Origin of the sequence: Flavobacterium sp. CLA17 (assembly GCF_013112255.2) — a bacterium.
GTDB classification, from domain to species: Bacteria; Bacteroidota; Bacteroidia; order Flavobacteriales; family Flavobacteriaceae; genus Flavobacterium; species Flavobacterium circumlabens.
In genome coordinates, this window is sequence record NZ_CP068294.1 from 4,931,927 (window position 1) to 4,958,915 (window position 26,989).

Consider the following 26,989-nt stretch of genomic DNA (forward strand, 5'->3'; position numbering starts at 1 on the left):
CAGGTGAAATTCACTTTGAAAAAGTATTCTATTCCAAAAACAATCTTGTTTATCAGAAGAATAAATGTGATATTTTCAATTATATTTGTAACAAACCAGCCTTTTTTAATACTTATTAAAAAAATATATTTATGAAATTTCTAGGAAATGTAGTTGCCACAGTGATTGGTATTTTTGTATTCATTATGTTATTCTTTTTTGGAGTAATTCTTATCGGTGCTATTTTTGGAGGAGAGGATACTGTTTCCGTTAAAGGTGATTCTGTTATAGAATTAGATCTGAAGAAAATCAAAAATGATTACGCCGGAAAATATAAAGATCCCTGGGTAACGGTCTTTTCGGACCAAAAAGGAGTTGGTTTAACCGATGTGATTAATGCCATTGAAGCTGCCGAAACGGATAGTAACATTAAAGGAATTTCTATTTTGAACGACCAGTCTTCCTTAGGTTTAGCACAATATAAAGATTTAAGAAACGCACTTGAAAAATTCAAAAAATCAGGCAAATTTGTCTGGGCTTACGCTAATACGTATTCGCAAAAAGAATATTATTTAAACTCTGTTGCCAACACGGTTTATTTAAACCCTGCCGGAGATCTTGATTTCAAAGGACTTTCGTCTGAAATCATGTTCTTTAAAGATTTTCAGGATAAATCCGGTATCCATATGGAAGTGATTCGTCATGGAAAATACAAAAGTGCCGTTGAGCCCTTTTTGGAAAATAAAATGAGCGAAGCCAACAGAGAGCAGATTACGGCTCTTCTGAATTCAATCTGGTCCACTGTTTCGAATGATATTTCGAAAAGCCGAAATATTCCTTTAGCGAAACTAAACGAAATCGCAGACGGTTTATTAGCCCGAACTCCTGAAATGGCAAAAGCACAGCATTTGGTAGATATTGTTGCTTATGAGGATGTTTATCACAACGCTATCAAAAAGAAATTAAACGTTGCAGATGATGAGGATTACCATAAAATTTCAATCCTGGATTACACTCAGAATAATATCACAACAGCACTGACGAACACCTCAAGTGATCAGATTGCTGTTATTTACGCTCAGGGCGAAATTCAAAGTGGTGAAGGCGATGTAACTGTAATTGGCGAAGGTGCGATGCGCCGTTCTTTACAGGAAGCCCGAAAAAATGAAGATGTCAAAGCTATTGTTTTAAGAATTGATAGTCCGGGCGGAAGCGCACTGACTTCTGATTTGATCTGGAGAGAAATTGAAATTACCAAAAAAGTAAAACCTGTTGTGGTTTCTATGGGTAATTATGCTGCTTCAGGCGGGTATTATATTGCTTGTAATGCCAATAAAATTTTCGCGGAAAGCAACACCATAACGGGCTCGATCGGAGTTTTCGGAATTTTGCCGAATTTCAGTCCGTTAGCAAATAAACTGGGCATCAATACCGAACAGGTAAAAACACACGAAAATTCAGCAAACTACAGTCCTTTTGTACCAATTGACGAAAAATTCAAAGCCTTTACCTTAGAAGGCGTAGAAAACATTTATAAAACTTTTGTAACACATGTAGCCGAAGGCCGAAAAATGACTTTTGCCCAGGTTGATGCTATTGCACAAGGAAGAGTATGGTCCGGTTCTGAAGCTATAAAAATTGGTCTGGTAGATAAAATCGGCGGACTGAATGATGCTATTGCAGAAGCTGCAAGAATCGCCAAAATAAAATCGTACAGTACACAGAATTATCCGGAGTACGAAAAGTCATTTGATGATCTGTTATCAAATTTACCTTTTGCAAAATCCAAAGAAGCTTTTATCAAAGAAGAAATCGGTGAAGAAAATTACATGATTATCGAACAGGTAAAAAGATTTCAAAAACAAAAAGGAGTTCAGGCGATGCTGCCTTTCGGATTAAACATTCAATAAAAAATAAAAAACATATAACTAAATCCGCCTGAGTCGTTTCTTAGGCGGATTTTTCATTTTAATTAACCAAAAGTTAATTCCCGCTTAACATCCGCAACCTGTAATCTCCCCTATTTTAGCCAAAAATTAAAAACCCGTAAAAATAAAAAAACTGCTCTTTCATAAAGTTTTAAAAACATAGAAAATTAATTTATTTTTTTTTGATAGCTTGTCCTAATCGAAATTCGATCTAAGGCAGGCTATTGTTTTTTATAGTAATTTTAAAATAAACTCAACTATAAAAGTCTATTTTTGCAAGAATAGCATTCCAATTAAGAACCTTAATCCTCAAATCTATAATTAATTATGTTAAAGAAAATTTTAAAAATCACAGCCATTGTCCTCGTGGTATTTATTGCCGCACTTTTCGCCATTCCTTATTTTTTTAAAGATCAGATAAAAGCGAAAATTTCAGAAGCTATTAACGAAAGTGTAGATGCCAAAGTGAGTTTTGCAGATGCCGATTTAAGTTTGTTTAAAAACTTTCCTAATGCTACGGTTGCAATTGACAAATTAGTGATCATCAACAAGGCCCCTTTTGAAGGAGATACTTTGGTTTCGTTAGGTAAATTAAACCTAAATATGAGTATCAAAGAACTTTTTAAAGGAAAAGACGAACCTTTGAACATTCAGGGCATTAGCTCCGAAAATGGTCTGATCAATATCATTTTTAATAAAGACGGTGTAGGAAACTTTGATATTGCATTGAAGGACAAAGAAAAAACAGAAAAAGAAGAAGCCGGTAAACCGCTTGCTTTAAAAATTCAAAACTATAAGATTGAGAATTTCACTTTCAGATATATTGATCAGGGTTCTAAAATCAGAATGGTCATTGACAGTTTAAATCACGAAGGAACTGGGGATTTTACCAATTCAAAACTTGATTTAACAACCAAATCTACAGCTAAAGTTTCTTTGGATATGGATAAGATCAATTACATGAAAAACATATCCCTGACTTTAGACGCTGTCCTGGGAATTGATATGGAAAAAAGCAAATATACTTTTAAAGAAAACAAAGCTTTAATCAACCAATTGCCATTAGAATTTGACGGATTCATTCAGATGGTGGAAGCTGGTCAGATTTATGATTTGAAATTCAAAACTCCGACTTCATCCTTTACCAATTTCTTAGGCTTGATTCCTTCTGCTTATGCTTCAGGTTTAGACGGTGTAAAAACAACAGGAGATTTTACGGTAACAGGTTTTGCAAAAGGAGAATTAACAGAGACCACTGTACCAAAATTCAACATTGCAATTGCATCAAACAATGCTTCGTTTCAATATCCGAACTTACCAAAGTCCGTTCAGAATATTGTAATTGACACTAAAATCATTAATGAAACCGGTATTCTGAATGACACCTACGTTAATTTAGACAAACTATCTTTCAGAATTGACCAGGATGTTTTCAGCGCTAAAGCGAATGTGAAAAACATCACTGTAAATCCGATTGTAGACGCAGCCTTAAAAGGAACAATCAACTTAGCTAATCTTTCCAAAGCATATCCGATCAAGCTTGACAAACCTTTGGCTGGTATTCTGAAAGCCGATGTAACGACAAATTTTGACATGGCTTCTGTGGAAAAAAGCCAGTATGAAAACATTAAAAATGCCGGAACGATGAGTTTGTCAGGGTTTAAATACACGGATGAAAACAACAAATCAATGAACATCAGCACGGCTTTGGTGCAATTTGACCCAAGCACAATCAACCTGAAACGATTTGATGCTACTACTGGAAAAAGTGATATCAGCATTAATGGTGTTCTGGAGAATTTCTACGGTTTTATGTTCAAAAAACAAGAACTTAAAGGAAACTTCAACATGAGTTCCAACCAACTGGCGGTTGATGATTTTATGACTTCAGGCGAACCTGCAACGACTACAACAGCCGCAAAACCATCGGAAGCCATGAAGATTCCCGCGTTTTTGAATTGTACGATAAATGCAAAGGCAACAACCGTTTTATATGATAATTTAAAACTAAAAGATGTATCCGGGAAATTAATTGTTAAGGATGAAAAAGCAACTTTAGAAAACTTTAAAACTTCTATTTTTGGCGGATCCATCGGCCTAACAGGAACCGTTTCTACAAAAGAAAAAGTGCCCACTTTTAATATGAATTTAGGGTTCAATCAGGTTGATATTGCACAGACTTTTACGCAATTGGACATGATGAAAAAAATTGCTCCACTGGCCGGAATTATCAACGGAAAATTGAATTCGACTATCAAACTGAACGGAAATTTAGATGCCAAGGAATTAACTCCGGACTTAAAATCACTTTCGGGAGATTTACTGGGTCAGCTACTTTCGACTACATTAAACAGTAAAAATTCGACTGTATTAAATTCTTTGACTTCCAATATTAAGTTCCTTGATGCCAGCAAATTAAACTTAAATGATTTAAAAATGGCAGTAACATTTGATAACGGAAAAGTAAATGTAAAACCATTTGACATCAAATATCAGGACATTAAGATTACGGTTGGCGGAACGCACGGTTTCGATCAAACGATGAATTACAACTTAAAATTAGATGTTCCGGCTAAATATTTAGGAACTGAGGCCAACGCATTAATTGCTAAAATGTCGCCTGCAGATGCGGCAAAACTAGACAATATTCCGGTCAATGCCATGATTACAGGTAATTTTTCCAATCCGAAAATAGCAACGGATATGAAAAGTGCTGTTAGCAGTTTAACAACTCAATTAGTCAAGCAGCAAAAGGAGAAGCTGACTCAAAAAGGTACTTCGGCCCTTACGGATTTAATTAACAAAAACACGAAAGCAAAAGATACAACGAAAGCTGCAGCAACTGAGAAAGAAAAGAATACTCAGGACGCTACCAAAAAAGCAAGCGATCTATTGAACGGTTTGTTTAAGAAGAAAAAATAATAAAGCAAGGCAAAGCAAAAAAAAGGTCAATCTAAACAGATTGACCTTTTTTATTTTAAACTGCTTTTGAATATATTTTCAGTTTTCCGTTATTGAGTATTTTATTGAGTATTTTGAAATAATCTTTTTTTGAACGCTTGATGATATTCACACCAATACTACAATTATCATAGGGCTCGTATTTTTTAATTTCCGAGACCGAAAACAAGCCAACTGTCGGGGTCTGAACCGAGCTTGCCAAATGCATCATTCCGCTGTCAGCTCCTATAAAAATGTCGGTATTAGCTATAAATGCGCCTATTTCCCTAATATCTTTACTATAAAATGATGGGGCCTGAAAAGCAATTTGCGACACATTTTCGATGGGTAAAACTTCAATTATATTATAATCGGCATATTCCTTTTTTAGTGCTTTATAAAAATCTTCCCACCATATTTCCGACAAACATTTTGTCCCCGTCGCGTAGGTAAACAAGCAGATTGTTCTTCTTGAATTATTATCAACTAATCCGGCCAGAATCTTTTTTCCTTCGGCGAACTCAGACAGACTTAATTTGAGATCTAAAGGAGCTATTATTTTGTTGCTTTTAGGTAATCCTAATTTTGTCAGATAGTTTCTGAAGTTGTAAACCGGATATTTTGCAATATGATCATAATCGCTTTTTACAATTTGAGTTTCTCCGTCTGAGTCTCCAAAAAATTTATATTTAGCATTAGAAAACTGAACTGCTAAACGTCCGGAAGAAGAATTCTGATCTACATTGATTGCAATATCATATTTCCGTCTTTTTATTGAAATCCAGACATTAAAATATTTTAGTAAATTTTTGAAGGGTTTTTTGGGCAAGTCAATCACCTTATCAATATTCTCGTAATTCTCAAAAATTATTGGAGCTAATGTTCCCTTAACAAATAAATCGACTTTACAATTTGGAAATATTTCTGTTACTTCCTGAACGAGCGGTGTAATCAATAATAAGTTTCCTAATCTTCCATTTGGTCTGCAGATTAAAACTCTTTTAATATCATTTTTATCCACCAAAACAATATCCCTCTGAAAATTTGATTTCCCAATATTCTTAGTAAGATTGCGCATTACACTACGCCTAAAAACATTTATTTTTTTTAAAACACCCATTTTATTAAATCGCTTAGAATTATTAAATCTTCATTTAAATTTTAAAAAAATCGAAAGATTGAACTAACTCAAAACTAGTCCCTTTTTTTTTCTAAAATTAAATTCTTTCAATAAGTAATTATTACAAAATTGTAACCGAATGTTCCAACATTCACATTTTCAACTTTTTGAAATAAATTTAAAAATAATAAAATCATTATATAAACAGGAAAACAATATACCGTTACCAAATAACACTAGACGGTTAAGGAATATATCTAGACGTTTATGGTAACAACATACCCTTCTGAACTGCGAACATTAAAAACCGTTCCGTTTTCAAAAATTAAATACTGCCCTTTAATTCCCGTTAATTTTCCATTAAAGGATTGAGTTTTATCAAGGTTCAGACTCGCCACTTTTGGCGGAAAATTCAAAACCGGATACTGCAATTCATATAAATCATTCTTTTGACTGTAAAAATATTCGCGGGCTTCCGCCGGAATTAAACTTTCGACTTTTTCTTTTTCTTTAATTAAATCAAAAGTCTCCGTTCCATTCTGAAGCATTTTTCGCCAATTGGTTTTATCCGTATAATGACTTTTTAAGGCAACCTCGGTGATTCCTGCCAAATATCGATTAGGAACCTCAACAATTGCGATTGCCTGACTGGCACCCTGATCAATCCAACGGGTTGGAACCTGTGTTTTGCGTGTTACTCCTACTTTTATCTCGCTTGCTACCGCTAAATAGACAATATGAGGCTGCAATTGCACTTTTTGCTCGTAATCCAGATCACGATCTGCAATTCCTAAATGGGCTGTACTCAATTCGGGTCTCATAATCCAGTCGCCCACGGCGGGACTGGAGTAAAAGCAATCATAACAAAAACCCTGTCTGAATATTTTCTTTTTTTTATTGCAATTCAAACATTGGTAACCCACAAAATTGATCTCAATTTCTTTATTCAATAATTGATTCATATTGAGAAAACTATCCTCAAAAACCAGATAATACTGGATAGGATTTCCGATTTCTGTCTGCATTTTTGTAAGTACTCCCTGGTATGTCATTAGATTTTTGAATTGCTGATTTTTGATTTCAGATTACTTTTGAAAGTTAAATTTCATTTTTGAAAGTTTAAATTTTGAAACGTAATCTTTCCCTTAAATAAATTGTTTCTTGTAAAAAAACACTATTTTTGATACAACGCCAAAGTTAATATTTGTATATCGATATTCAAATTTTAAATTTCCTGTTTTTTAATCCAAATTGGAAATCTAAAATCTAAAATCTAAAATTCCCATGCCCTTATCAATAATCAACTCGTTTGCATCCTGGGTTCTTAAACAAAGAATTCATCAAATAGAGCTCTTTTTAAAATACCCGAATGAAGTTCAGGAAGAATTGCTGCACAACTTACTGACAGCTTCTGAAAACACGATTATTGGGAAACAATATGAATTTTCATCTATCAACTCCTATCAGACTTTTACTGAAAGAGTGCCGATCGCTACTTATGAAGAATTACAACCTCTGATTGAACGAACGCGTCAGGGTGAACAGGGCGTTTTTTGGGAAACTCCAATTAAATGGTTTGCTAAATCAAGCGGAACTACGAATGCCAAAAGTAAATTTATACCGGTAAGCACCGAGGCTCTGGAAGATTGTCATTATAAGGGAAGTAAAGATTTACTTTGTTTATACCTGAACAATAATGAGGATTCTGAGTTGTTTCTGGGAAAAAGTCTTCGCTTAGGCGGAAGCTCTCAGATTTACGAAAACAACAATACTTTCTTTGGGGATCTCTCTGCCATTTTGATTGAAAACATGCCTATCTGGGCTGAATTCAGCAGCACGCCAAGTAATAAAACTTCCCTAATGAGTGAGTGGGAAGCTAAAATTGCGGCTATTATCAATGAAACAAAAAATGAAAATGTAACCAGCTTTGCCGGAGTTCCTTCTTGGATGCTGGTACTGATGAATAAAGTTCTGGAAAATACCGGAAAAGAAAGTTTACTGGAAATCTGGCCCAATCTTGAAGTTTATTTTCATGGAGGCGTAAGCTTTTCACCCTACAAAGAACAATACAAAAAAATCCTGCCCAGCAAAGATTTCAAATATTACGAAATATACAATGCTTCGGAAGGTTTTTTTGCGATTCAGGATCTGAATAATTCGAGTGATTTATTATTGATGCTGGATTATGGAATTTTCTACGAATTCATTTCAATGGATACTTTTGAAACTCCCAACCAGAAAGTAATTCGTCTGGCCGATGTTGAATTAAATAAGAACTACGCTATTGTAATCACCACTAATTCCGGTTTATGGCGTTATTTAATTGGAGACACGGTTCGTTTTAATTCTTTAAACCCTTACCGAATTCGCGTAACGGGAAGAACCAAACATCATATTAATGTATTTGGTGAAGAACTAATGGTCGAAAATACCGATCAGGCTATTGCCAAAGCCTGCGAGTTGACCCAGACGGAAGTGATTGATTATACGGTTGCTCCTATTTTTATGCAGGACAAGGAAAAAGGTGCTCACGAATGGATGATCGAATTCAAGAAAAAACCTGCTGATGTTGGTCTTTTTCAGAAAGTGCTGGATGAAACACTGCAGACGTTAAACTCTGATTATGAAGCCAAACGTCACAATAATATGACTTTAAATCCTTTGGTGATTAATGTGGCACGTGAGAATTTATTTTACGACTGGCTTAAAGAAAGGGATAAACTAGGCGGACAACATAAAATTCCAAGACTTTCGAATCAGAGAGATTATTTAGAGCAGTTGAAGGAGATGTAGTTCAAAGATCACTTCACTTATTCTCTGTGATTAACTGATTTATATTTTAAAATGAAAAAGTACATACTATTTTTTATTATCCTGTTTACTCAAAACCTAATATCTCAAAATATTGAGCCATTAAGCCCCGTTCAAAAGGAGCTCTACGGGTTTGAAACAGTTCAAGTAAAACCAGAATTTCCTGGTGGAAAAGAAAAATTTCTTGAATATATAAAAGCGAATTTCAAAAAGGCAAATATTGATAAAAATACTAAGGGACAAGTACTCGCTACTTTTATTGTTGAAATGGATGGTTCAATAACTACTATTAAGATTATAAAAGATGATGGAATCAAAACAGGAAAAATACTCAAGAAAGTACTAGAAAAATCTCCTAAATGGCTCTGTGGTGAACACGAAGGATATCATGTTAGAACAAAAGTAGATTTTACTTTTGAGATAAATTAAATCATTTTCTGCTAATAACAACATAGATTTCTCCTTCGTCGAAATGAAACGAAAGCTGCAATAGATACTGATCGCATGAGGGATAGTAGTGGAAATCCTTTTTTGTCCCGAGGATTCGGGAGCAAAAAAGATTGCAACGGATAGCCCGACCCGCTTTTTCTGCGGGTCATGCCCATAAAAAAACCTTAATTCAGGTTCTGAACTAAGGTTTTTCTTTTTATTATAAATTTCTCTCAGGCGAAGTTGAAGTTCTTTTCGTTTCATAAGCCTTCGACTTCGCTCAGGATGACAGTCGTTTTATTACATCATATCAATATACCTGTCATGATATCCTAATAAGTACAAAACACCATCAAGACCTAAGCTTGAGATAGAAGTTGAAGCGCTCTCCTTTACTTTTTGTTTGGCATGGAAAGCAATTCCTAAACCGGCTAAGTTCAGCATCGGCAAATCGTTGGCTCCGTCACCAACAGCTATTGTCTGGTTGATATGAATGCCTTCTTTGTCCGCAATAGCTTTTAAATGCTCTGCTTTTTTCTGACCGTCAATGATATCACCAATATATTTCCCGGTTAGCTTACCGTCTTTAATTTCTAATTGATTGGCGTGAACGTAGTCGATCCCTAACTCTTTTTGCAGATATTCCCCGAAATAGGTAAATCCTCCGGAGAGAATGGCCGTTTTATATCCGTAATATTTTAGGGCTTTCATCAAACGGTGCGCTCCTTTTGTTATGGGTAATTTTTCAGCAACTGATCGCAAAACATCTTCACTTAAACCTTCTAACAAAGCCATGCGTTGTTTAAAGCTTTCATTGAAATCAATTTCACCATTCATGGCCAGTTCGGTAATTGCTCTTACCTGTTCGCCTACTCCGTTCAATTCGGCTAATTCGTCAATTACTTCGGTCTGGATCAGTGTAGAATCCATGTCAAAACAAACCAGACGCCTGTTTCTTCTGTAGATATTATCTTCCTGAAAAGAAATATCTACATCCAACGTTCTTGAAATATGCATAAAACTGGCCGTCATCACGATCTTATTTACAATTTCCCCTGTTACGGACAATTGTATGCAGGAACGCGGATTTTCTTCTATTTCGATGATAGACGTTCTGCCTGTTAGTCTTATAATGGAATCAATATTTAAATTTTGGTCGGATAATATTTTAGTTACTGCAGCCAGTTGTGAAGCTGCTAACTTCTCTCCCAAAATATTAATAATGTATCGTTGTCTTGATTGTGATTTTACCCAGGTTTCGTAATCTTCAACAGAAATCGGAATAAATTTTACTTTAATTTCCAATTCATATGCTTTAAACAATAAGTCTTTTAAAACGGGTCCTGAACTTGAACCGGCTTCAATTTCAAATAAAATCCCTAAAGAAAGTGTATCGTGAATGTCGGCCTGGCCAATATCTAAAATAACGGCATCGTAAGTTGCCAATACTGCTGTCAAACCAGCTGTAACTCCGGGTTTATCGTGACCTGAAACTTTTAATAAAATAATCTCTTTATCTTCTATTGTCATTTTTTCTTTATTGATTAAGAAGCGACAAAAATCGGCAATCTATTATTGATAAAAAAGAATAATCTTTGTTTTTTTGAAAAGAAAAAGCACATAATGATGTGCTTTTTCAAGTAATTTAACAATTATGTTCCGCTATTACAATAACTTAACTTTATCCGTTAGGCATTTGGCTGTTTCTCGTCAAAATTTACCATCCAGCCCACACCAAACTTGTCTTTGAACATTCCGAAATAAGCGCCCCAAAAGGTATCATTCATAGGCATTTCTACTTCACCTCCAGCTGAAAGTCTGTTGAAGATTTTGTCTGCCTCGTCTCTGCTATCTGTATTGATGGAAATTGAAAAATTATCCCCAATACGAAGATTTCCGAATTTTGGATGACTGTCACTTCCCATTAGAATTGTATTTCCAATGGGCAGGCAAACGTGCATAATTCTGTTTCCGTCTTCTTCAGACATTTTGTCGCCACCATCTTCTTCCGGCATATCTTTGAACTTCCCGATATACGGAAATTCACCTCCAAAAACGGATTTATAAAATAAGAATGCTTCTTCACAATTCCCGTTAAAAAGCAAATAAGGATTTATTGCTGCCATACTATTTTGTTTTTTGTTGTTTCTATATTCTATTCTCTTTACTCTATTCTCTTTACTCTATTCTCTTTACTCTATTCTCTTTACTCTATTCTCTTTACTCTATTCTCTTTACTCTATTCTCTCTACTCTATCCACATATCTCCTCCGCTAGTTCTCTCACTGTTTCCATCTTTAATTTTCTTGGGGTAATTTACTAAAATCCATATATAAAATATTCCAGCGATGTCCGTCTAAATCGGCAAAAGCAGCAGCATACATCCAGCCCTGACTTTCGGCAGGAGGCGCAAAAACAGTACCGCCGGCTTTTGTTACTTTCTCCATCAATTCATCTACTTCTGCTGCACTTTCAGCATCAATCGAAATCAGGACTTCTGAACTTGATTGCGTATCTGTAATTTTGTTTTTAGAAAAGCTTTCAAACAAATTATCTTCAAAAAGCATTACTACAAAATTTCCTTCGCCTACCAACATACAAGTTGAGTTGGGTGTATCGTGCTGTTCATTAAAAGAAAAACCTATTTTCCAAAAAAAGTCTTTCGCTTTTGCCACATTTTTAACGGGCAGATTCAGCCAAATTTGTTTTGCCATCTTTTATTTTTTTTTTAAGTTTTACTTTCTACATAACTTTTAAAATTATCCAGAATTGCCTGCCAGCCACCACGCTGCATTTCTTCCGGATTTTGTGTTTCGGGATCAAAACTTTCTATTACCTCTACTCCGTTTGGAGTTGCTGCAAAACTAATTTCGACCTTACGGCCATCGGCCATTGCATATTCTATGGCTTCATTTTGCTTTATTAAAGTATATTCCCCTTCAAAATCAAAACTCATACTACCGTCTTTTGCCGCCATAGTCGATTTGAATTTTCCTCCTTCTCTTAAATCATTTTCTGCATAAGGCGTATGCCAGTCCGGTGAAGCGAAACTCCATTTTGTAATATGCTCCGGCAAGGTCCAGAATTCCCAGACTTTATCTATTGCCGCATTAATCGTGTTTTGTACTGTAATCATAATGTGTTTATTAAAATTTATATTTTTTATAGCTTTCGCCTAAAACTTTCAACATAGTCTTTGAAATTAGCCATAACTCCTTTTAAAAATTGCTCCTGCATTGCATCCGAATTGTCTTTTTCAGGTTCAAATGTTTCAGAAATTTTCACATTGTTGCCCTCAATTTCAAAACAAACTGTTCCTGTTCTGTTATCCAGAAGTTTATATGCTATCAATGCATGCTTTTCAACTTTAGTGTAGGTCCCCTCAAAATCAAAACCCATGCTGCCGTCTTTTGTTCCCATGGTGTATTTGAATTTTCCTCCCACTTTTAAATCATTTTCCGCATACGGATTATGCCAGTCTGGTGAAGGTATATTCCAATTGATAATATGTTCCGGCAAGATCCAGAAATTCCAAACGGTATCGATGGATGCCTTAATAGTGTTTTGCACTGTTATCATCTTTATATTTTTAACGCTGTTTATAGCTTATCATTAACTCATTTCCGGAATCTGACTTTCATCCATAAAGAAAATTTCCCAATGATGTCCGTCTGTATCCAGAAAAGTACGTTGATACATCCAGCCATAATCTTTTGTCGTTCTGTATTCTGAGCCCCCGGCTTTAATCACCTTCGCAATCATTTCATCAACTTTATCACGAGTTTCAAGTGAAATTGAAATCAGTACCTCGCTGGTCGTGTCCGTATTGCAAATTTCTTTATGGGTAAAAGTTTGGTAAAACTCTTCAACCAAAAGCATTGCATTTATATTTTCGCCAATCACCAGACAAGTTCCTTTCTCATTTGTAAATTTTGAATTGAATGAAAAGCCCAGTTGAGTGAAAAATGCGATTGAACGATTTAAATCTTTTACAGGAAGATTTAAGAATATTTTTGTTTCCATATCTATAAAATTACAAATTATTTAAAACAAATGTAAAATATTACAAAAAGCATAATACTACAATAGAAGTCAACTTTAGGGTCATTTAAGACAAATTTTATATTTTTGTAAGGAAGTTAATTTCCCAAAAAAGAAGAACCATGAGCAAAAAAACAGGTTTAATTGTGCCGCATGACTATAAATTACTAAGCATTGCAGCAATTTTAGAAGTTTTTGAAACGGCTAATAAATTGTATAAAGGAGCTGAAAAACCCTTTGACATTATGGTTTTTCAATCGTCAGAACAGATGAATCAGGAACAATTATTTGGATATACGGTCAATTCAATAGAAACTTCCAATCTGGAACTGGATTTGATTTTGATTCCGGCTTTCACCACAGATGATATGAGTGAGATGATTGCAAAGAACAAAAAATTTATTCCATGGCTACAGAAACAACATAAGGCCGGAGCTGAATTGGCCAGTTTTTGTACGGGTGCCTTTTTATTTGCGGCTTCGGGTTTATTAAATGAAAAACTGGCCACCACCCACGTTGATGCCTGCAGCGCTTTTACGAAAGCATTTCCACTCGTTAAATTAAAATCAGAAGAAACTTTAACCGCCGATGGAAGTCTTTACACCAGTGGCGGATCGACCTCCACCTTTCATTTACTGATTCTATTGGTGCAGAAATATTGCGGAAATGAAATTGCCGTTCAGATCGCCAAGATTTTCTCTATTGATTTAAACCGTTACAAACAGAGTTATTTCAGCACTTTCAGACCCAATCATTTACACAATGATACTTTGGTAGCCATGTTGCAGCAAAAAATAGAGAATCAGTACAGTACCATCGAAAAATTAGAAGAAATCACTAAAGACATTCCGACCAGTACCCGAAATATGACGAGACGTTTTAAACAGGTTACCGGAATTCCCCCAATAGAATATTTACAAAATATCAGAGTCGAAAGTTCTAAAAAATACCTGGAACAAACCCAGCTTTCTATTTCTGAAATCATTGAAAAAACGGGATATAATGATCCGAAAGCCTTTAGAAAAGTATTCTATAAAATGGTTGGCATGAAACCGATTGAATATAGAGAGAAATTTAGAGTGCAATAAATAAATCCCAGCGATAAGCCGGGATTATGATTTAATTATTTGATTTAGTCTTCTTTCTTAAAAATTTAATTAGTAGGTATATCAGATAGATAATTAAAAGCAATCCAATAATGTTTATGACCTGCCATAGAAGTACACTCCAGTCTAAGTCTTTAATCGTTTCATTCATCATTTAAAATTTTAGTACTTACAAAAGTAAGGAACCGCATCGGGAAAAATAAAGGGATAATAAAAAAACCTGTTCAAATAAATGAACAGGTTTTAAATATTAAAATCAATTGCTAATTAAGAAGCAATCTCCATACGCTTCAATAAGTTTTTATTTAAAGTATGTTTTGCATAATCTTTATCGATTGTCAGTACTTTATCGTCTGAACTTGGTAATTCGTACATGGCATCCGTTAAGATCGCTTCACATAAGGAACGCAATCCACGAGCTCCTAGTTTGTATTCCAGGGCTTTGTCTACAATAAAATCTAAAGCTTCATCCGTAATGCTGAATTCTACTTCATCCATCAAAAATAACTTCTGATATTGTTTGATTAAGGCATTTTTCGGCTGCGTTAAGATCGCACGCAAAGTTTCCCTGTCTAAAGGATCCATGTGCGTAAGAACCGGCAAACGACCAATAATCTCCGGAATCAGTCCGAAATCTTTGATATCTTTCGGGATGATGTATTGCAATAAATTGTCTTTGTCTATGTTGTCTACATTTTTAGAAGTAGAATAACCCACTGCCTGACGGTTTAAACGTTTAGAAATAATACGTTCTACTCCATCAAAAGCACCACCGGCAATAAACAAAATATTCTGAGTATTAACCTCAACAAATTTCTGGTCCGGGTGTTTACGTCCTCCTTTTGTTTGTACGTTTACCCCCGTTCCTTCTCCTCCTTTCAACCATGCCTGCTGTACTCCTTCTCCGGAAACGTCACGTGTAATGGATGGATTATCGCTCTTACGGGCGATTTTATCAATTTCATCAATAAAAACGATTCCTCTTTCTGCTTTGGCTACATCGTAATCGGCTGCCTGAAGTAAACGAGTCAAAATACTTTCGACATCTTCTCCCACATATCCGGCTTCTGTCAGTACCGTTGCATCTACAATGGCCAAAGGAACGTCTAACATTTTGGCGATTGTTTTTGCTACCAGTGTTTTTCCGGTTCCGGTCTGACCCACCATAATGATGTTACTTTTCTCAATCTCTACTTCGTCGTCTAATTGCTGTTGCATCAAACGTTTGTAGTGATTGTAAACCGCCACTGACATTACTTTTTTAGTCTGATCCTGACCAATAACATATTGATCTAAGAAAGCCCTGATTTCTTTTGGTTTCTTTAAAATTAAGTCCCCAACCAGTTTTGAGCTTCCACTTGATTTTAATTCTTCTAATACAATTCCGTGTGCCTGCTCAATACACTTATCACATATATGTGCATTGATGCCTGCAATCAATAAATTGGTTTCTGGCTTTTTCCTTCCACAAAACGAACATTCTAATACTACTTTAGCCATTCTTTTTTAGTTACTAAGCTGCAAAGTTACTAAGTTTCTAAGATTTATCAATACAACCTTAAAAACTTAGCAACCTCTTAACTTTTTATTTTTTTACATTCTTTCTTTAAATTTCAAAGTGACAAATTAGAAACCTCAGGACCTTAGTCCCTTTGCAACTTTGAACCTTAAAAAATTATCCTCTTCTCAACACTTCATCAATCATTCCGTACTCTTTAGCTTCGTCAGCTTTCATCCAGTAATCACGTTCACTGTCTTTGTGCACTCTTTCAAAAGATTGTCCTGAATGTTGTGAAATGATGTTGTATAATTCATCTTTCAGTTTCAACATTTCGCGTAAGTTGATTTCCATGTCAGTTGCAACTCCCTGAGCTCCTCCTGATGGCTGGTGAATCATTACTCTTGAATGTGGTAAAGCGGAACGTTTTCCTGCAGCACCTGCACACAATAAAACGGCTCCCATAGAAGCTGCCATTCCGGTACAGATTGTCGCTACATCCGGTTTGATGTATTGCATGGTGTCATAAATTCCTAATCCTGCGTAAACACTTCCTCCCGGAGAGTTTAAATAAATCTGAATATCTTTTGAAGCATCAGCACTTTCCAAGAAAAGTAATTGTGCCTGAACGATATTCGCGATCTGATCGTCAATACCTGTTCCTAAGAAGATAATTCTGTCCATCATTAATCTTGAAAACACGTCTAATTGAGAAATATTCAACTGACGCTCTTCGATAATATATGGAGTCATATTAGTCGGGTTCATTGCAGCTACGATTTTGTCATAGTACATTGCGTTTACTCCCTGGTGCTTTGTAGCAAATTTTTTGAATTCTTTACCGTAGTTCATATTTTAAGTGTTCTAAGTTTTACGTTATGTCTATACATTCCCCATCAAAGGTTATACCTCTTTCTAAAGGATGTCAATTTGTCTTATTTTTGTTTTAAAAGTTTCAGGTTTCAAGTTTCAGGTTGCTTCACGTGCGTTCCAATAAAAACCTGAAACCTGAAATAAAAAATAAAAACAAAAAAATGAGCGTCAGGAAAAAAATCTCCTGACGCTCAAATATACTTATTTTTTTAGAAATTATTCTCCGTAAGACGCAGCAATAAATTCGTCGTAAGTTACTTCTTTCGTTGTTGGATTTGCTTTTTCTTTAAACACCTCTAACAATTTTTCAGCTACAACCTGCTCAGAAAGTCTTTTTACTTCTTCCTGGTTAGATAAAACTCTGGCCACAATTCCCTGTACTTCTTCGTCAGTTGGATTTGTTTGTCCAAATTGAGCCATTTGTTGTCTGATTGATTTTGATGTAAAAGCTTTCAGGTCTTCAAATGTAATCTGAATATTACTCTGCGCCATTGCTTTTCCTTCGATTAATTGAAAACGTAATCCTTTTTCAGATCTTGCGTATTCAACTTCAGCTTCTTCTGCAGAAAGTTTTTTCTCTCCAACCGTTTGCAGCCATTTTTTAAGGAATGCAGCCGGTAAATCAAATTTAGTACTTTCGATCAGGAAGTCCTGAACGTCTAATAATAATTTCTGATCTGCCTGTTGCGCGAACTGAGCTTCAGCATCTTCTTTAATTTTAGCTTTCAAATCTTCAAGAGAAGCTACTTTTCCTTCTCCAAAAAGTTTATCGAATAACTCCTGGTTTAATTCTGCCAATTCAGCACCGTTGATTGCTTCGATAGTAAAGTCTACTTCGATATCTAAACCGTGAACATCATCATGACCTACTTTTAGGTAATCCATTAATTGGTGATCATCTTCGAATAAACCTTTAGTACTTACTTTAACTACATCTCCCACTTTTTTACCGATGAATTGATCACCTGCTTTTTTGTTGAATGTAGTAACTGAAATTGTAGTGGTATTGTTGATACCGTTTTCTTCGTTTGAGAAAGTTCCTGTCAAATCAGAATCTGCAGCAACCACTTCTTGTGGAATTGGTTTTCCGAATTGTTTCTGGATACGCTCTACTTGTCCGTCGATTAATTTATCATCAGCCGTCACGATATATTTTACGATATCATTTTTAGCTTCTAAATTAATTTCGAAGTTTGGCACTAAACCAATTTCGTATTCGAAAGTTAGTTCTTCAGCATCCCAGTCAAAGTTTTCGTTTTCTTTTGCAAGAGGAGTTCCCAAAAGATTTAATCTTTCAGACTGAACAAAACGCTCTAAAGCCAAATCAACTACTTTTTTTACTTCTTCCTGTTTAATCGCTTTTCCGTATTGTTTTTCAACAAGGTCTTTAGGTACCTGACCTTTTCTAAAACCCTTAACGGTAGCCAAAGGCATTTTTTCGTTTATTCTTTTTGCTACCTGACCTTTATAATCCATGTGAACAACTGTCATTACAATCGTTTCATTCACAGCGTCTGTTGCTATTCTTTTAATATCCATCTTCTTCTTTAATTTACATAATAAAATTGGGTTGCAAAATTATAAAATTTTTGCAACCCAACCAAGTTTTTAATCTATTGTATTTGAAGGAGTTTTTCTCCCGTTTTTAATTTTGATTTATTTATCGTCTCCTACTATTTTATAAGTAATTGACTGAAGTACAGACAATATAACACTAAATATTAATGCTGTCCAGAATGAATCAACCGCAAAACCTCCAACAATATGGGTACAAAGCAAAATAATGATTGCATTAATTACTAATAAAAATAAGCCCAGCGTAATAACTGTTACCGGCAATGTCAGGATAACTAATATTGGTTTTATAAAAATATTAAGCAATCCTAAAACCACTGCAACAATTACAGCTGTACCAAAACTGGCAACGTGAACGCCTGACAATACATTAGCGATTAACAAAACTAAAGCTGCTGTAACGAGGAGTCTTAGTAATAATTTCATATTTTTTTGATTTAAAGTTTCAATAAATGTAATGAATTTTATAATTATCCACCACTGCATTGTTATTTTTGCCACAGATTAAAGGATTTTCTCAGATTAAGATTTAAGCATTTTGAAAAAAAATCACGCCAATCCTTATAATCTGTGGCAAAAAAACTAAATTAATTATTCTTTTAAAAACGCAGTAGTTAATTCAAAAAACATTTTAGGATTTTCGGCATGAAGCCAATGTCCTGCATTTGGAATGGTTTCGAACTTCACATCCTGAAAATGCTGGCGTATCGCATCAAAATCCGAATCTAAGATATACTCGGAATTTCCACCGCGGATAAACAATGTTGGCTGATTGAAAACTAAATTGTCTGCCAGAGGTTTTCCAATTTCGTCCAGATTATTATTAAAAACGGCCAAATTAAAGCGGAATGCCAATTGTCCCGGTTCCTGCCAATATAAATTCTTTAGTAAAAACTGACGGGTTCCAAAATCAGGAACATATTGTGCTACAATTTCCTCAACATCATTACGGCTTGGTTTTACCGAAAAATCAACAGCATTAAGGCCTGCCAAAATATCCTGATGGTGCTGTTTGTAAAACTTCGGACCAATATCTGCCACAATTAACTTATCTGCTATCTCAGGATAAGTCGTTGCAAAAAGCATCGCTACTTTTCCGCCCATCGAATGCCCCAGTATATCTATCTTATTTAATTGATTGGCCTGACAATACTCGAATACGTCTTTTGCCATGGCTTCATATGTAAATTCATCCGAATGAAAACTACGCCCATGGTTTCGCAAATCTAAAACATGAACCTGAAAACCTGCTTCTGCATATTGTGCGGCAAGTGTTTTCCAATTATCTGACATTCCAAGAAAACCGTGCATTATGATGAATGGCTTTCCTTCACCTTCTATTTTTGAGTATAACATTTATCGTTTGTTTTAAATATTACAAAGGTAAAAAACTTATTTATCAATTTATTGCAGAATAATATCCTGACCAACAACTTTAGACTTAAATTATTAAAAAAAAGTTTACATTTTTACGGGTTTCCGTATAGAAAAATAAATCCATAATAGTACCTTGCGGCTTTAAAAATCAAACCAAATCCTTTGATTTATTTAATTAATTTAAACCTTAATCATGATTAAAAAAATTGTTTTAATGTCTTTAGTTCTTTCACAGCTTGCAATCTCTTGTTCCAGCGATGACAGTAACGACGAAATCACACCGGAAACAGAGCAAACTCTGGCTGAACAGATTGCAAATATCGTTAAACAGCCTTACTCTAAATTAACACCTACTGAACAAAAAACAAAATTAGAAGTAGAAGCTAATGAAATGTTAGTTCAGCTAGACAAATCAAAAACTTCCGGAGCAATTGAGGCCATACAAAATTTAGGTCGTTTATTCAGCCTGAAACACATTGATCTTTTTGATGGGAAAACAGACAATGGAGTTGAAGAGGTTTTAAACATTTCAGGAGTTTATGGGATCTATACCTGGAATAACGCACAGAAAAACTGGACAAAAACAGCTTCAACGACTGAATTGAAATTCGTTTTTCCTGCTAAGGAATCACAAACGGCAAACAACGCTGTATTATCCTCTAAAAGCACGTCTTCTGATATAAAATTTAAAAACATAGATACTTACAGCCAATGGGTTTACAATCCTGAAACAGGACAAGGAAGCTATACTGAATCTATAAATGACTGGTTCTTTTTACCGACCTCTGTAGATGCTGTTTTAACAATCGACGGTACTCAGTCTGCAACTCTGGCTTCAACTGCCAAATATTCAGCTGTTAACAAATCTCCGGAAGAATTCACGTATAAAGTAACTTTAAATGATGGATACACTTGGGAAATGAGTGGTAAAAAAGGAACTGAAACAACTGCAAAAGCTGCTTTTACTTTTAACGGAAAAAATTTAATTGAATTTAATTCGGGCAGCACAGCACAAATTGATGCTTTGATTGACAACGATGAAATTGCAGCTTATAAAGGAAAAGCAAATGGTCTGATCAAAATAATGGATAATTTTATCATTGTTGCCGAAATGGATCTTGCTACCGCAGCAGCTGATGATATTGCATTAGCTAAAAGCGTAACGTATCCTGTTCATCCTGATTACGAAAAAGCTAACAGTGACTTTAAAGCGTATTATACTGCTATTAACACCTACAATCAGAAATATGCTGCAGGTACTGCTGCTAATTTCAATAAAAACATGAAATTAATTTTAGTTTCTAAAAAAGACGGAACTAAGATAGCAGATATCGTTCAACATGAAGAAAAAGGATACAGCTATAATTTTAACTTACCGGTTTGGAATGCTGAATATGAGTATTGGCAATCAGGTCAAGGGGAATCATTTACACAACAGTATTATGATGAGATCTCTTATTTAAAATTCAATGACAATACCGAAGTAGCAATGAGTGTTTATTTCTCATCAGGATTTGAAAATTTAGAAACTAAATTCGAGGATTTCGCAAAATCTTTTAAAAAGTAATAAGCGATACCATTTTACAGAGAGCCGATTTGAAATATTCAAATCGGCTCTATTTTTTTGAAGGTGTCTTAACTATTAGGGTACTGTGTCCGTATCCGGCCCAAATACCAATACCTCCCTTTATATTCGATTTCAAACTGGTATTAGAAGGATAAATTGGATTTTTGCTGTTAACAATCTCATTTTGCCAGCTGTTCCAGAAATCTAAGGCATCTTTGTTTTGAGTTCTTAATTTTACAAAAATCACATCTCCGTCTGCAAAGTAAGGAGTGAATTTGGCTCTCGGAAAAAGCAAAACGCCTCTGTTAACCTGCATTGAAACCGATGCTTCCTGAAAGTTTCTATCATCTAAATTTCCGTAAAATGCCGGAACAAAAATAGCTTCTTTTCCATCGATTTTTGTAGCCACCTGATAATAATTCTTTTCTGCCACAGGATCATCAAATTTCACAAAAACATAACCTGTTGTATCAGCCGGATTCTTTTTTACATACGCTGCACTTTTTAGCGTGACACTTTTTGGGATTGTTGTTTTCGCTTCTACTATACGATTTAAATATTCTATTTTTAACGAATACTCTTTTCCTGCCTCGCCTTTTAACGTGGAGCCAAAATAGACAAAGGGAGGTATTCTGTCTTTATCATTTTTTACTCTTAAAACTTCAGAAGTCTGCCCGTCAGAAATTGTGATTTTGGCTGATCGTATTACGTGATTTAAAACATTGGCCGAATCAATAACATTCGTAACAGGAATGCTGCTCGATAAGAAAACCTGCGCAAAATCGCCTTCCTCAATCCAGCCTTCGACTACAATTTTAGACTCCACATTATCTTGTTTAACAAAATCATCACCCGAACAACTTATTGTCAGTACCACCAAAAGCAATAAAAAACCTTTTTTCATTTGTTAAAATTTAAACCTCCAGCTTATGGAAGGCAATATTCGATATAAAACCTTTTTTTCCTGTTTTACAATCACACTGCTCTTATCCTCGTTGACCTGAACATTGAGTACTACATAAACCGGATTTTCTATATTAAAAGTATTGTAAATTGAAAAATTAAGTGCGCTTTCTTTTTTATTTGTTTTTAGGAAAAAGTAATTGACCGAAAGGTCTGTCCGAATATAATTGGGCATCTGCGCGTTATTATATTCTGAATATTCCTTGACAGGATTATTATTTACAAAATACCAGGAGGTCGGCATTGTAAAACGACTGCCTGAACTGAATATCTGAGTCAGTCCAAAATTCCATTTTGCATTTAAGTCGTACATCCCAACCAAAGAAAGATTATGGCGTCGGTCGTATTTTGCAAAATAAGTATTCCCATTATTGAGTCCGTCAAAATTCCGATCCGACCAGCTTAATGTGTAACTCAGCCATCCATTCAGTTTTCCGTTGTTTTTTCGCAACATCATTTCAAGACCATAGGCTTTTCCTTTTCCTCTCAGCAAATCATTTTCAAGAGTAGTAGTTTCATTAAACTGCGTTACGCCGTAAGGGTATTCGAGTAAATCTTTCATAGAACGGTAAAACCCTCCAAAAGAGGAAACTATATTTTTCGAAATGTCCTGAGCAGAACCAACCGAAAACTCATTTGATGATTGTGGTTTTATTCCGTTTGAACTGGCAATCCAAAAATCTGTAGGAATCCCAACGCTTGAAGTAGTGATCAAACTTAAATACTGATATTGTCTGTTGTAGGAGGCATAAAAAGAATAGCGGTCATTCGCTATATAATTCAACAGAACACGAGGCTGAAAATGAAGATAGGAATCTGATTTGCCGGAAGTATAATAATTGATTCGAAGACCTAACTCGGCATTTAAATGATCCGTTAACTTTGACTTTATTGTCGTAAAAACCGCTGCTTCATTAGCATTAATTTTATTATTCCGGGTACTATTATTTGCATCGGTCAGGTTTTCAACATTCACTTTTTGAGGCTGTAAATCATGATAAACATATTGTAAACCCGATTCAAATACAATATTTTTAAAGGAATAACGAACTGAATTGTTAAATCCAAAATCCTTTACATAAGACGAAACCCCAAACTGAATTGTGGCCTGCTCCATCTGCAAATCATTTGAATAGTGACTAAAATAAACCGAATTGGTCATATTTACATCAGGAGAAATCGTAGTTGCCAGAGTAGGAGAAACGGTAAAGTTGCTCCACTTTAAATTTGTTTTTAAAATAAGATTATCATCCTTAATTTTCAACTCATCAGCACTAACGAATGCAGCAACAGAAAAAAGGTTTTTTTCAGAAAGCCGAGATACAAAAGTCATATTCGCATCTGAAAATCCGTATTTCATGTCCTGGACATCATTATTTTCGGAACCTGCTTTTATAAAGGGCCCAACAACTTCATCTATATATGTTTTCCTTCCGGAAATATAAAACCCGGACTTTCCGGTTAATGGAACAGACAGTGTTAACTGAGAAGCTAAGATTCCTAGATTTCCCTGAACCGCAAATTCTGAAGGCACTTTTTTATACGGAACCAATAACGTAGTAGAACTAAGTCTTCCGCCATATTTTGAATTGGAGCTCGATTTATCAAATTCAACTTCTTTAATATGATCGGTATTATAAAAAGGAAAAACACCCAATAAATGTGACATTCCATAAACCGGAGTTCCATCATACAATATCGCATTGTGCCCGGGATCTCCTCCCCTGACATATAAATATCCGTTGGCGTCACCTGAGTTTTGTACTCCCGGTGTTAATTGCAGCAGTTTAATAATATCTGTGGTTCCCAGAAGTGTGGGTACAGATGATAATTCTTTTAGATTAAAGACTAATTTGCCGCCTGATAAGGTTTTAATGCCCTTTTTATTATCATTATCAATTACTACTTCTTTTAAAAAAGAAATATCTTTTTCCATGACAATTGAAATTACAGTATCTTTTACAAGATCGAAAAAAAGGTCTTTTTGAATGTAACCTGCCGGGTTGACGGTCATTTTTATTTTCCCTAACGCAATGCTTTCCGAAAAATGACCCAGCGTATCGGTTATGGTGGAATAGTGAAGATTATTTACTGTAAAGGAAATATTTATCCCTCCGAAATTTTCATTTTCAGAAGATTTTATATTTCCGGTTATTACAGCCTTTGTTTGCGCAAACAAACCGGAAAGGCAGCATAAGAAAAAGAAAATTATAGATTTCAACACTTCATTTTAATAAGAAAAGCGCGAAAGTAAACAATTATAACCCAATTACATCAGGTTATAATTGTTTTAATTTTAGATTTATTTTAGTTTTTGCAGGTACATATTAACCACATTATCCAGACCCAGATAAAGGGCCTCTGAAATTAAAGCATGCCCAATAGAAACCTCTAATAATCCCGGAATATTTTGTTTGAAAAACTGAATATTATCCAGACTTAAATCATGACCTGCATTAATTCCCAAGCCTAATTCGTTTGCTAATTCCGCCGCTTTCACATAAGGATCAATTCCGTTTTTATTTCCCAGCTCATATTCGTGTGCAAAAGCTTCCGTATATAATTCGATTCTTTCGGTGCCGGTTTTTTTTGCTCCTTCAATCATTTCTAAAACCGGATCAACAAAAATCGAAGTTCGGATTCCGTTACGCTGAAATTCCCGGATAACTTCACTTAAATAAGATTGATTTTTCAGGGTATCCCAACCTGCAGAAGATGTAATAGCTCCTATGGCATCCGGAACCAATGTAACCTGTGTCGGTTTGCATTCTAAAACCAGATCGATAAAATTATGCTGCGGATTTCCCTCTATATTGTATTCGGTATGCACGATGGCTTTTAAATCACGAGCATCCTGATAACGAATATGACGTTCATCCGGACGTGGATGAATCGTGATTCCCTGTCCTCCAAAATTCTGGATATCTGTTGCTACTTTCAACAAATCAGGAACATTTCCGCCACGCGCATTTCTCAGTGTTGCAATTTTATTGATATTTACACTTAATTTTGTCATATAAATAGATAATTAATTCTAGTAACATTATATTTGTTACCACAAAAATACAAAGTAAAACGTAGCAGTTTTTGCTATTTTTTGATTATTTTGCGTTAAATATCTACAACTGATTTATGACAGAAATTACCAACTATATCACAAACGATTTTCGAGCAATCGACAGCCAGGAAACGATAGCGTCGGTTCAGGACTTTTTTGCAGACGTAAGTTTTTCCCATTTTCCGGTTTTAGAAGATGGCATTTTCATCGGAAGCATCGCGGCCGATGATGTTGAAACTTTTGATACAGACAAGAAAGCTATCGATTACAAATATACCTTAGAACGTTTTTTTGCACGAAAATCTATGATCTGGCTAGATCTTTTAGAAGTTTTTGCTAAAAATCATACCAATACTATTCCTGTTCTGGACGAAAATAACAGCTATATCGGCTATTATGAAATGGAAGATATTATGAAGTTTTTTAAGGACACTCCATTTTTAAAAGAACAAGGCGGCATCATTATCGTTCAAAAAGGGATTGTAGACTATTCCATGAGCCAGATAACGCAGATTGTAGAAAGCAATAACGGCAAAATTTTAGGCTGTTTTATCTCCGAAGCTGATATGGAAAACGTTCAGATTACCGTCAAAATCGGATTGGGTGCCATGAACGAAATCATTCAGACTTTCAGAAGATATAATTACGAAATTGTCTCTGAACATCAGGAAGACACCTATATCAACAGCTTAAAAGAGCGCTCTGATTATTTAGACAAATACCTTAATATATAAAATTAGAAAATTAGATAATGAGTCAATTGAATAATTCCTGAATGAGCGACACATTATCCAATTATCCAATTGACTCATTATCTAACTGCAAAAAATGAAAGTAGCCATTTACGGACAATATTATCAAAACAGTACCGAGCCTATCATAAAAGATATTTTCTCGTTTTTCCATTCGAATAATGTTGAAATGGTAATTGAAGAAAATTTCCTGAAAATGCTTTATGAAAAGCAACTCGTTAAAAATGACTACGCTACTTTTTCACCGAGCACCTCCTTAGATGATAGCTTTGAAATGTTGATTAGTATTGGCGGTGACGGAACTATTTTGAGAGCGGCCACGCTGGTTCGTAATTCAGGCGTTCCTATTTTAGGAATTAATGCAGGAAGACTGGGTTTTCTGGCTACCGTACAAAAAGAAAATATTGATATTTTTTTACAATTCGTAATTGACAAAAACTACACTACATCAGAAAGAACCTTATTGAGTTTAACTTGTGAGCCGGAAAATGACGCTATTGCAGAGATGAATTTTGCGATGAACGAGGTAACCGTAAGCAGAAAAGACACCACTTCGATGATTACTGTCGAAACGTATCTGAACAACGAATATTTAAATTCTTACTGGGCTGACGGCTTAATTATCTCAACACCAACAGGATCTACTGGATACTCCTTAAGCTGCGGAGGCCCGTTATTAACGCCTGATGTAAAAAGCCTGGTCATCACGCCAATTGCCCCTCATAATTTAACCGCAAGACCACTTGTTATTCCGGATGATACAGAAGTAAAACTTCGCGTTTCGGGAAGAGAAGACCAGTATTTGGTTTCATTGGACTCCAGAATTTCTTCTGTAAAAAACGAATCCATTCTGACGATTAAAAAAACAGATTTTAAAATAAAAATGGTTGAAATTCCGGGCGAAACCTTCCTGAAGACCTTAAGAAACAAATTGCTTTGGGGAGAAGATAAGAGAAATTAATCTTTTTTCTG

General features: G+C 35.1%; 24 protein-coding genes. 8 read left to right on the forward strand and 16 right to left on the reverse strand.

The window, feature by feature from the left end; genetic code table 11:
- Positions 1-131 precede the first annotated feature (131 nt).
- Positions 132-1,889, forward strand: a complete 1,758-nt coding sequence (gene sppA / locus HAV12_RS20325; RefSeq protein ID WP_171571218.1) for a signal peptide peptidase SppA — start codon at positions 132-134, stop codon at positions 1,887-1,889.
- A 345-nt stretch (positions 1,890-2,234) separates the two neighbouring features.
- Positions 2,235-4,829 (forward strand): AsmA-like C-terminal region-containing protein, encoded by a 2,595-nt coding sequence (locus HAV12_RS20330; RefSeq protein WP_171571219.1) that lies wholly within the window; start codon positions 2,235-2,237, stop codon positions 4,827-4,829.
- Between the two features lie 55 nt (positions 4,830-4,884).
- Here HAV12_RS20330 and HAV12_RS20335 read toward each other — a convergent pair whose 3' ends face one another.
- Together HAV12_RS20335 and HAV12_RS20340 are read right to left on the reverse strand one after the other, a co-directional pair.
- Positions 4,885-5,925 (reverse strand): glycosyltransferase family 9 protein, encoded by a 1,041-nt coding sequence (locus HAV12_RS20335; protein WP_240345199.1) that lies wholly within the window; start codon positions 5,923-5,925, stop codon positions 4,885-4,887.
- A 299-nt stretch (positions 5,926-6,224) separates the two neighbouring features.
- The gene (locus HAV12_RS20340; RefSeq protein ID WP_171571221.1) at positions 6,225-7,019 is read right to left on the reverse strand and encodes a DUF2797 domain-containing protein; all 795 of its coding nucleotides are present in this window, start codon (positions 7,017-7,019) and stop codon (positions 6,225-6,227) included.
- Between the two features lie 232 nt (positions 7,020-7,251).
- Between HAV12_RS20340 and HAV12_RS20345 the strand changes: the two genes are divergently transcribed.
- Together HAV12_RS20345 and HAV12_RS20350 are read left to right on the forward strand one after the other, a co-directional pair.
- Positions 7,252-8,760 (forward strand): GH3 auxin-responsive promoter family protein, encoded by a 1,509-nt coding sequence (locus tag HAV12_RS20345; RefSeq protein WP_171571222.1) that lies wholly within the window; start codon positions 7,252-7,254, stop codon positions 8,758-8,760.
- Positions 8,761-8,811: 51 nt separating this feature from the next.
- Positions 8,812-9,207, forward strand: a complete 396-nt coding sequence (locus HAV12_RS20350; protein WP_132031524.1) for a hypothetical protein — start codon at positions 8,812-8,814, stop codon at positions 9,205-9,207.
- A 300-nt stretch (positions 9,208-9,507) separates the two neighbouring features.
- Here the strand turns inward: HAV12_RS20350 and serB are convergent, their stop codons facing one another.
- The 6 genes from serB to HAV12_RS20380 form a co-directional block, all read right to left on the reverse strand.
- The gene (serB, locus tag HAV12_RS20355) at positions 9,508-10,737 is read right to left on the reverse strand and encodes a phosphoserine phosphatase SerB (RefSeq protein WP_132031526.1); all 1,230 of its coding nucleotides are present in this window, start codon (positions 10,735-10,737) and stop codon (positions 9,508-9,510) included.
- Between the two features lie 158 nt (positions 10,738-10,895).
- Entirely contained in the window at positions 10,896-11,333 is a 438-nt protein-coding gene (locus HAV12_RS20360) for a VOC family protein (RefSeq protein WP_171571223.1), read from the reverse strand.
- A gap of 171 nt (positions 11,334-11,504) precedes the next feature.
- Complete coding sequence (locus tag HAV12_RS20365; protein WP_171571224.1) at positions 11,505-11,921, reverse strand: VOC family protein; 417 nt, start codon at positions 11,919-11,921, stop codon at positions 11,505-11,507.
- A 14-nt stretch (positions 11,922-11,935) separates the two neighbouring features.
- On the reverse strand, positions 11,936-12,343 hold the full coding sequence (locus tag HAV12_RS20370) for an SRPBCC family protein (RefSeq protein WP_171571225.1): 408 nt from the start codon (positions 12,341-12,343) through the stop codon (positions 11,936-11,938).
- Positions 12,344-12,369: 26 nt separating this feature from the next.
- On the reverse strand, positions 12,370-12,786 hold the full coding sequence (locus HAV12_RS20375) for an SRPBCC domain-containing protein (RefSeq protein ID WP_171571226.1): 417 nt from the start codon (positions 12,784-12,786) through the stop codon (positions 12,370-12,372).
- A 33-nt stretch (positions 12,787-12,819) separates the two neighbouring features.
- Positions 12,820-13,230, reverse strand: coding sequence for a VOC family protein (locus tag HAV12_RS20380; protein ID WP_171571227.1), 411 nt, complete (start codon positions 13,228-13,230; stop codon positions 12,820-12,822).
- A 140-nt stretch (positions 13,231-13,370) separates the two neighbouring features.
- On the opposite strand from HAV12_RS20380, the gene HAV12_RS20385 reads away from it, so the two are divergent.
- Positions 13,371-14,336, forward strand: a complete 966-nt coding sequence (locus HAV12_RS20385) for a GlxA family transcriptional regulator (protein WP_132031538.1) — start codon at positions 13,371-13,373, stop codon at positions 14,334-14,336.
- A gap of 285 nt (positions 14,337-14,621) precedes the next feature.
- Here the strand turns inward: HAV12_RS20385 and clpX are convergent, their stop codons facing one another.
- The 5 genes from clpX to HAV12_RS20410 all read right to left on the reverse strand — a co-directional run bounded on the left by clpX (position 14,622) and on the right by HAV12_RS20410 (position 19,656).
- A complete protein-coding gene (clpX, locus tag HAV12_RS20390; RefSeq protein WP_171571228.1) occupies positions 14,622-15,854 on the reverse strand; it encodes an ATP-dependent Clp protease ATP-binding subunit ClpX in 1,233 nt (410 codons plus the stop codon).
- A gap of 175 nt (positions 15,855-16,029) precedes the next feature.
- Positions 16,030-16,704 (reverse strand): ATP-dependent Clp endopeptidase proteolytic subunit ClpP, encoded by a 675-nt coding sequence (gene clpP, locus HAV12_RS20395; RefSeq protein ID WP_132031542.1) that lies wholly within the window; start codon positions 16,702-16,704, stop codon positions 16,030-16,032.
- A 237-nt stretch (positions 16,705-16,941) separates the two neighbouring features.
- Positions 16,942-18,264, reverse strand: coding sequence for a trigger factor (locus HAV12_RS20400; RefSeq protein WP_132031544.1), 1,323 nt, complete (start codon positions 18,262-18,264; stop codon positions 16,942-16,944).
- Between the two features lie 117 nt (positions 18,265-18,381).
- Positions 18,382-18,726 carry a phage holin family protein gene (locus HAV12_RS20405; RefSeq protein ID WP_132031546.1) on the reverse strand — a complete coding sequence of 115 codons (345 nt, stop codon included), beginning with the start codon at positions 18,724-18,726 and terminating at the stop codon, positions 18,382-18,384.
- 165 nt (positions 18,727-18,891) lie between these two features.
- Positions 18,892-19,656, reverse strand: a complete 765-nt coding sequence (locus tag HAV12_RS20410; protein WP_171571229.1) for an alpha/beta fold hydrolase — start codon at positions 19,654-19,656, stop codon at positions 18,892-18,894.
- Between the two features lie 214 nt (positions 19,657-19,870).
- Between HAV12_RS20410 and HAV12_RS20415 the strand changes: the two genes are divergently transcribed.
- Positions 19,871-21,244: a hypothetical protein gene (locus tag HAV12_RS20415; protein WP_171571230.1), complete on the forward strand. Its 1,374-nt coding sequence runs from the start codon at positions 19,871-19,873 to the stop codon at positions 21,242-21,244.
- A gap of 49 nt (positions 21,245-21,293) precedes the next feature.
- Here the strand turns inward: HAV12_RS20415 and HAV12_RS20420 are convergent, their stop codons facing one another.
- The 3 genes from HAV12_RS20420 to HAV12_RS20430 all read right to left on the reverse strand — a co-directional run bounded on the left by HAV12_RS20420 (position 21,294) and on the right by HAV12_RS20430 (position 25,223).
- On the reverse strand, positions 21,294-22,148 hold the full coding sequence (locus tag HAV12_RS20420; protein WP_171571231.1) for a DUF4249 domain-containing protein: 855 nt from the start codon (positions 22,146-22,148) through the stop codon (positions 21,294-21,296).
- Between the two features lie 3 nt (positions 22,149-22,151).
- Complete coding sequence (locus HAV12_RS20425) at positions 22,152-24,431, reverse strand: TonB-dependent siderophore receptor (RefSeq protein WP_171571232.1); 2,280 nt, start codon at positions 24,429-24,431, stop codon at positions 22,152-22,154.
- Between the two features lie 78 nt (positions 24,432-24,509).
- Entirely contained in the window at positions 24,510-25,223 is a 714-nt protein-coding gene (locus tag HAV12_RS20430) for a pyridoxine 5'-phosphate synthase (protein WP_171571233.1), read from the reverse strand.
- Between the two features lie 116 nt (positions 25,224-25,339).
- Between HAV12_RS20430 and HAV12_RS20435 the strand changes: the two genes are divergently transcribed.
- Together HAV12_RS20435 and HAV12_RS20440 are read left to right on the forward strand one after the other, a co-directional pair.
- Positions 25,340-25,999: a CBS domain-containing protein gene (locus tag HAV12_RS20435; protein ID WP_132031558.1), complete on the forward strand. Its 660-nt coding sequence runs from the start codon at positions 25,340-25,342 to the stop codon at positions 25,997-25,999.
- Between the two features lie 94 nt (positions 26,000-26,093).
- The gene (locus HAV12_RS20440; protein WP_171571234.1) at positions 26,094-26,978 is read left to right on the forward strand and encodes an NAD kinase; all 885 of its coding nucleotides are present in this window, start codon (positions 26,094-26,096) and stop codon (positions 26,976-26,978) included.
- Positions 26,979-26,989 lie beyond the last annotated feature (11 nt).

Coding starts and splice junctions, on each gene's coding strand:
- sppA (WP_171571218.1), top strand. CDS start 132: ATGAAATTTCTAGGAAATGTAGTTGCCACAGTGATTGGTATTTTTGTA.
- HAV12_RS20330 (WP_171571219.1), top strand. CDS start 2,235: ATGTTAAAGAAAATTTTAAAAATCACAGCCATTGTCCTCGTGGTATTT.
- HAV12_RS20335 (WP_240345199.1), bottom strand. CDS start 5,925: ATGCGCAATCTTACTAAGAATATTGGGAAATCAAATTTTCAGAGGGAT.
- HAV12_RS20340 (WP_171571221.1), bottom strand. CDS start 7,019: ATGACATACCAGGGAGTACTTACAAAAATGCAGACAGAAATCGGAAAT.
- HAV12_RS20345 (WP_171571222.1), top strand. CDS start 7,252: ATGCCCTTATCAATAATCAACTCGTTTGCATCCTGGGTTCTTAAACAA.
- HAV12_RS20350 (WP_132031524.1), top strand. CDS start 8,812: ATGAAAAAGTACATACTATTTTTTATTATCCTGTTTACTCAAAACCTA.
- serB (WP_132031526.1), bottom strand. CDS start 10,737: ATGACAATAGAAGATAAAGAGATTATTTTATTAAAAGTTTCAGGTCAC.
- HAV12_RS20360 (WP_171571223.1), bottom strand. CDS start 11,333: ATGGCAGCAATAAATCCTTATTTGCTTTTTAACGGGAATTGTGAAGAA.
- HAV12_RS20365 (WP_171571224.1), bottom strand. CDS start 11,921: ATGGCAAAACAAATTTGGCTGAATCTGCCCGTTAAAAATGTGGCAAAA.
- HAV12_RS20370 (WP_171571225.1), bottom strand. CDS start 12,343: ATGATTACAGTACAAAACACGATTAATGCGGCAATAGATAAAGTCTGG.
- HAV12_RS20375 (WP_171571226.1), bottom strand. CDS start 12,786: ATGATAACAGTGCAAAACACTATTAAGGCATCCATCGATACCGTTTGG.
- HAV12_RS20380 (WP_171571227.1), bottom strand. CDS start 13,230: ATGGAAACAAAAATATTCTTAAATCTTCCTGTAAAAGATTTAAATCGT.
- HAV12_RS20385 (WP_132031538.1), top strand. CDS start 13,371: ATGAGCAAAAAAACAGGTTTAATTGTGCCGCATGACTATAAATTACTA.
- clpX (WP_171571228.1), bottom strand. CDS start 15,854: ATGGCTAAAGTAGTATTAGAATGTTCGTTTTGTGGAAGGAAAAAGCCA.
- clpP (WP_132031542.1), bottom strand. CDS start 16,704: ATGAACTACGGTAAAGAATTCAAAAAATTTGCTACAAAGCACCAGGGA.
- HAV12_RS20400 (WP_132031544.1), bottom strand. CDS start 18,264: ATGGATATTAAAAGAATAGCAACAGACGCTGTGAATGAAACGATTGTA.
- HAV12_RS20405 (WP_132031546.1), bottom strand. CDS start 18,726: ATGAAATTATTACTAAGACTCCTCGTTACAGCAGCTTTAGTTTTGTTA.
- HAV12_RS20410 (WP_171571229.1), bottom strand. CDS start 19,656: ATGTTATACTCAAAAATAGAAGGTGAAGGAAAGCCATTCATCATAATG.
- HAV12_RS20415 (WP_171571230.1), top strand. CDS start 19,871: ATGATTAAAAAAATTGTTTTAATGTCTTTAGTTCTTTCACAGCTTGCA.
- HAV12_RS20420 (WP_171571231.1), bottom strand. CDS start 22,148: ATGAAAAAAGGTTTTTTATTGCTTTTGGTGGTACTGACAATAAGTTGT.
- HAV12_RS20430 (WP_171571233.1), bottom strand. CDS start 25,223: ATGACAAAATTAAGTGTAAATATCAATAAAATTGCAACACTGAGAAAT.
- HAV12_RS20435 (WP_132031558.1), top strand. CDS start 25,340: ATGACAGAAATTACCAACTATATCACAAACGATTTTCGAGCAATCGAC.
- HAV12_RS20440 (WP_171571234.1), top strand. CDS start 26,094: ATGAAAGTAGCCATTTACGGACAATATTATCAAAACAGTACCGAGCCT.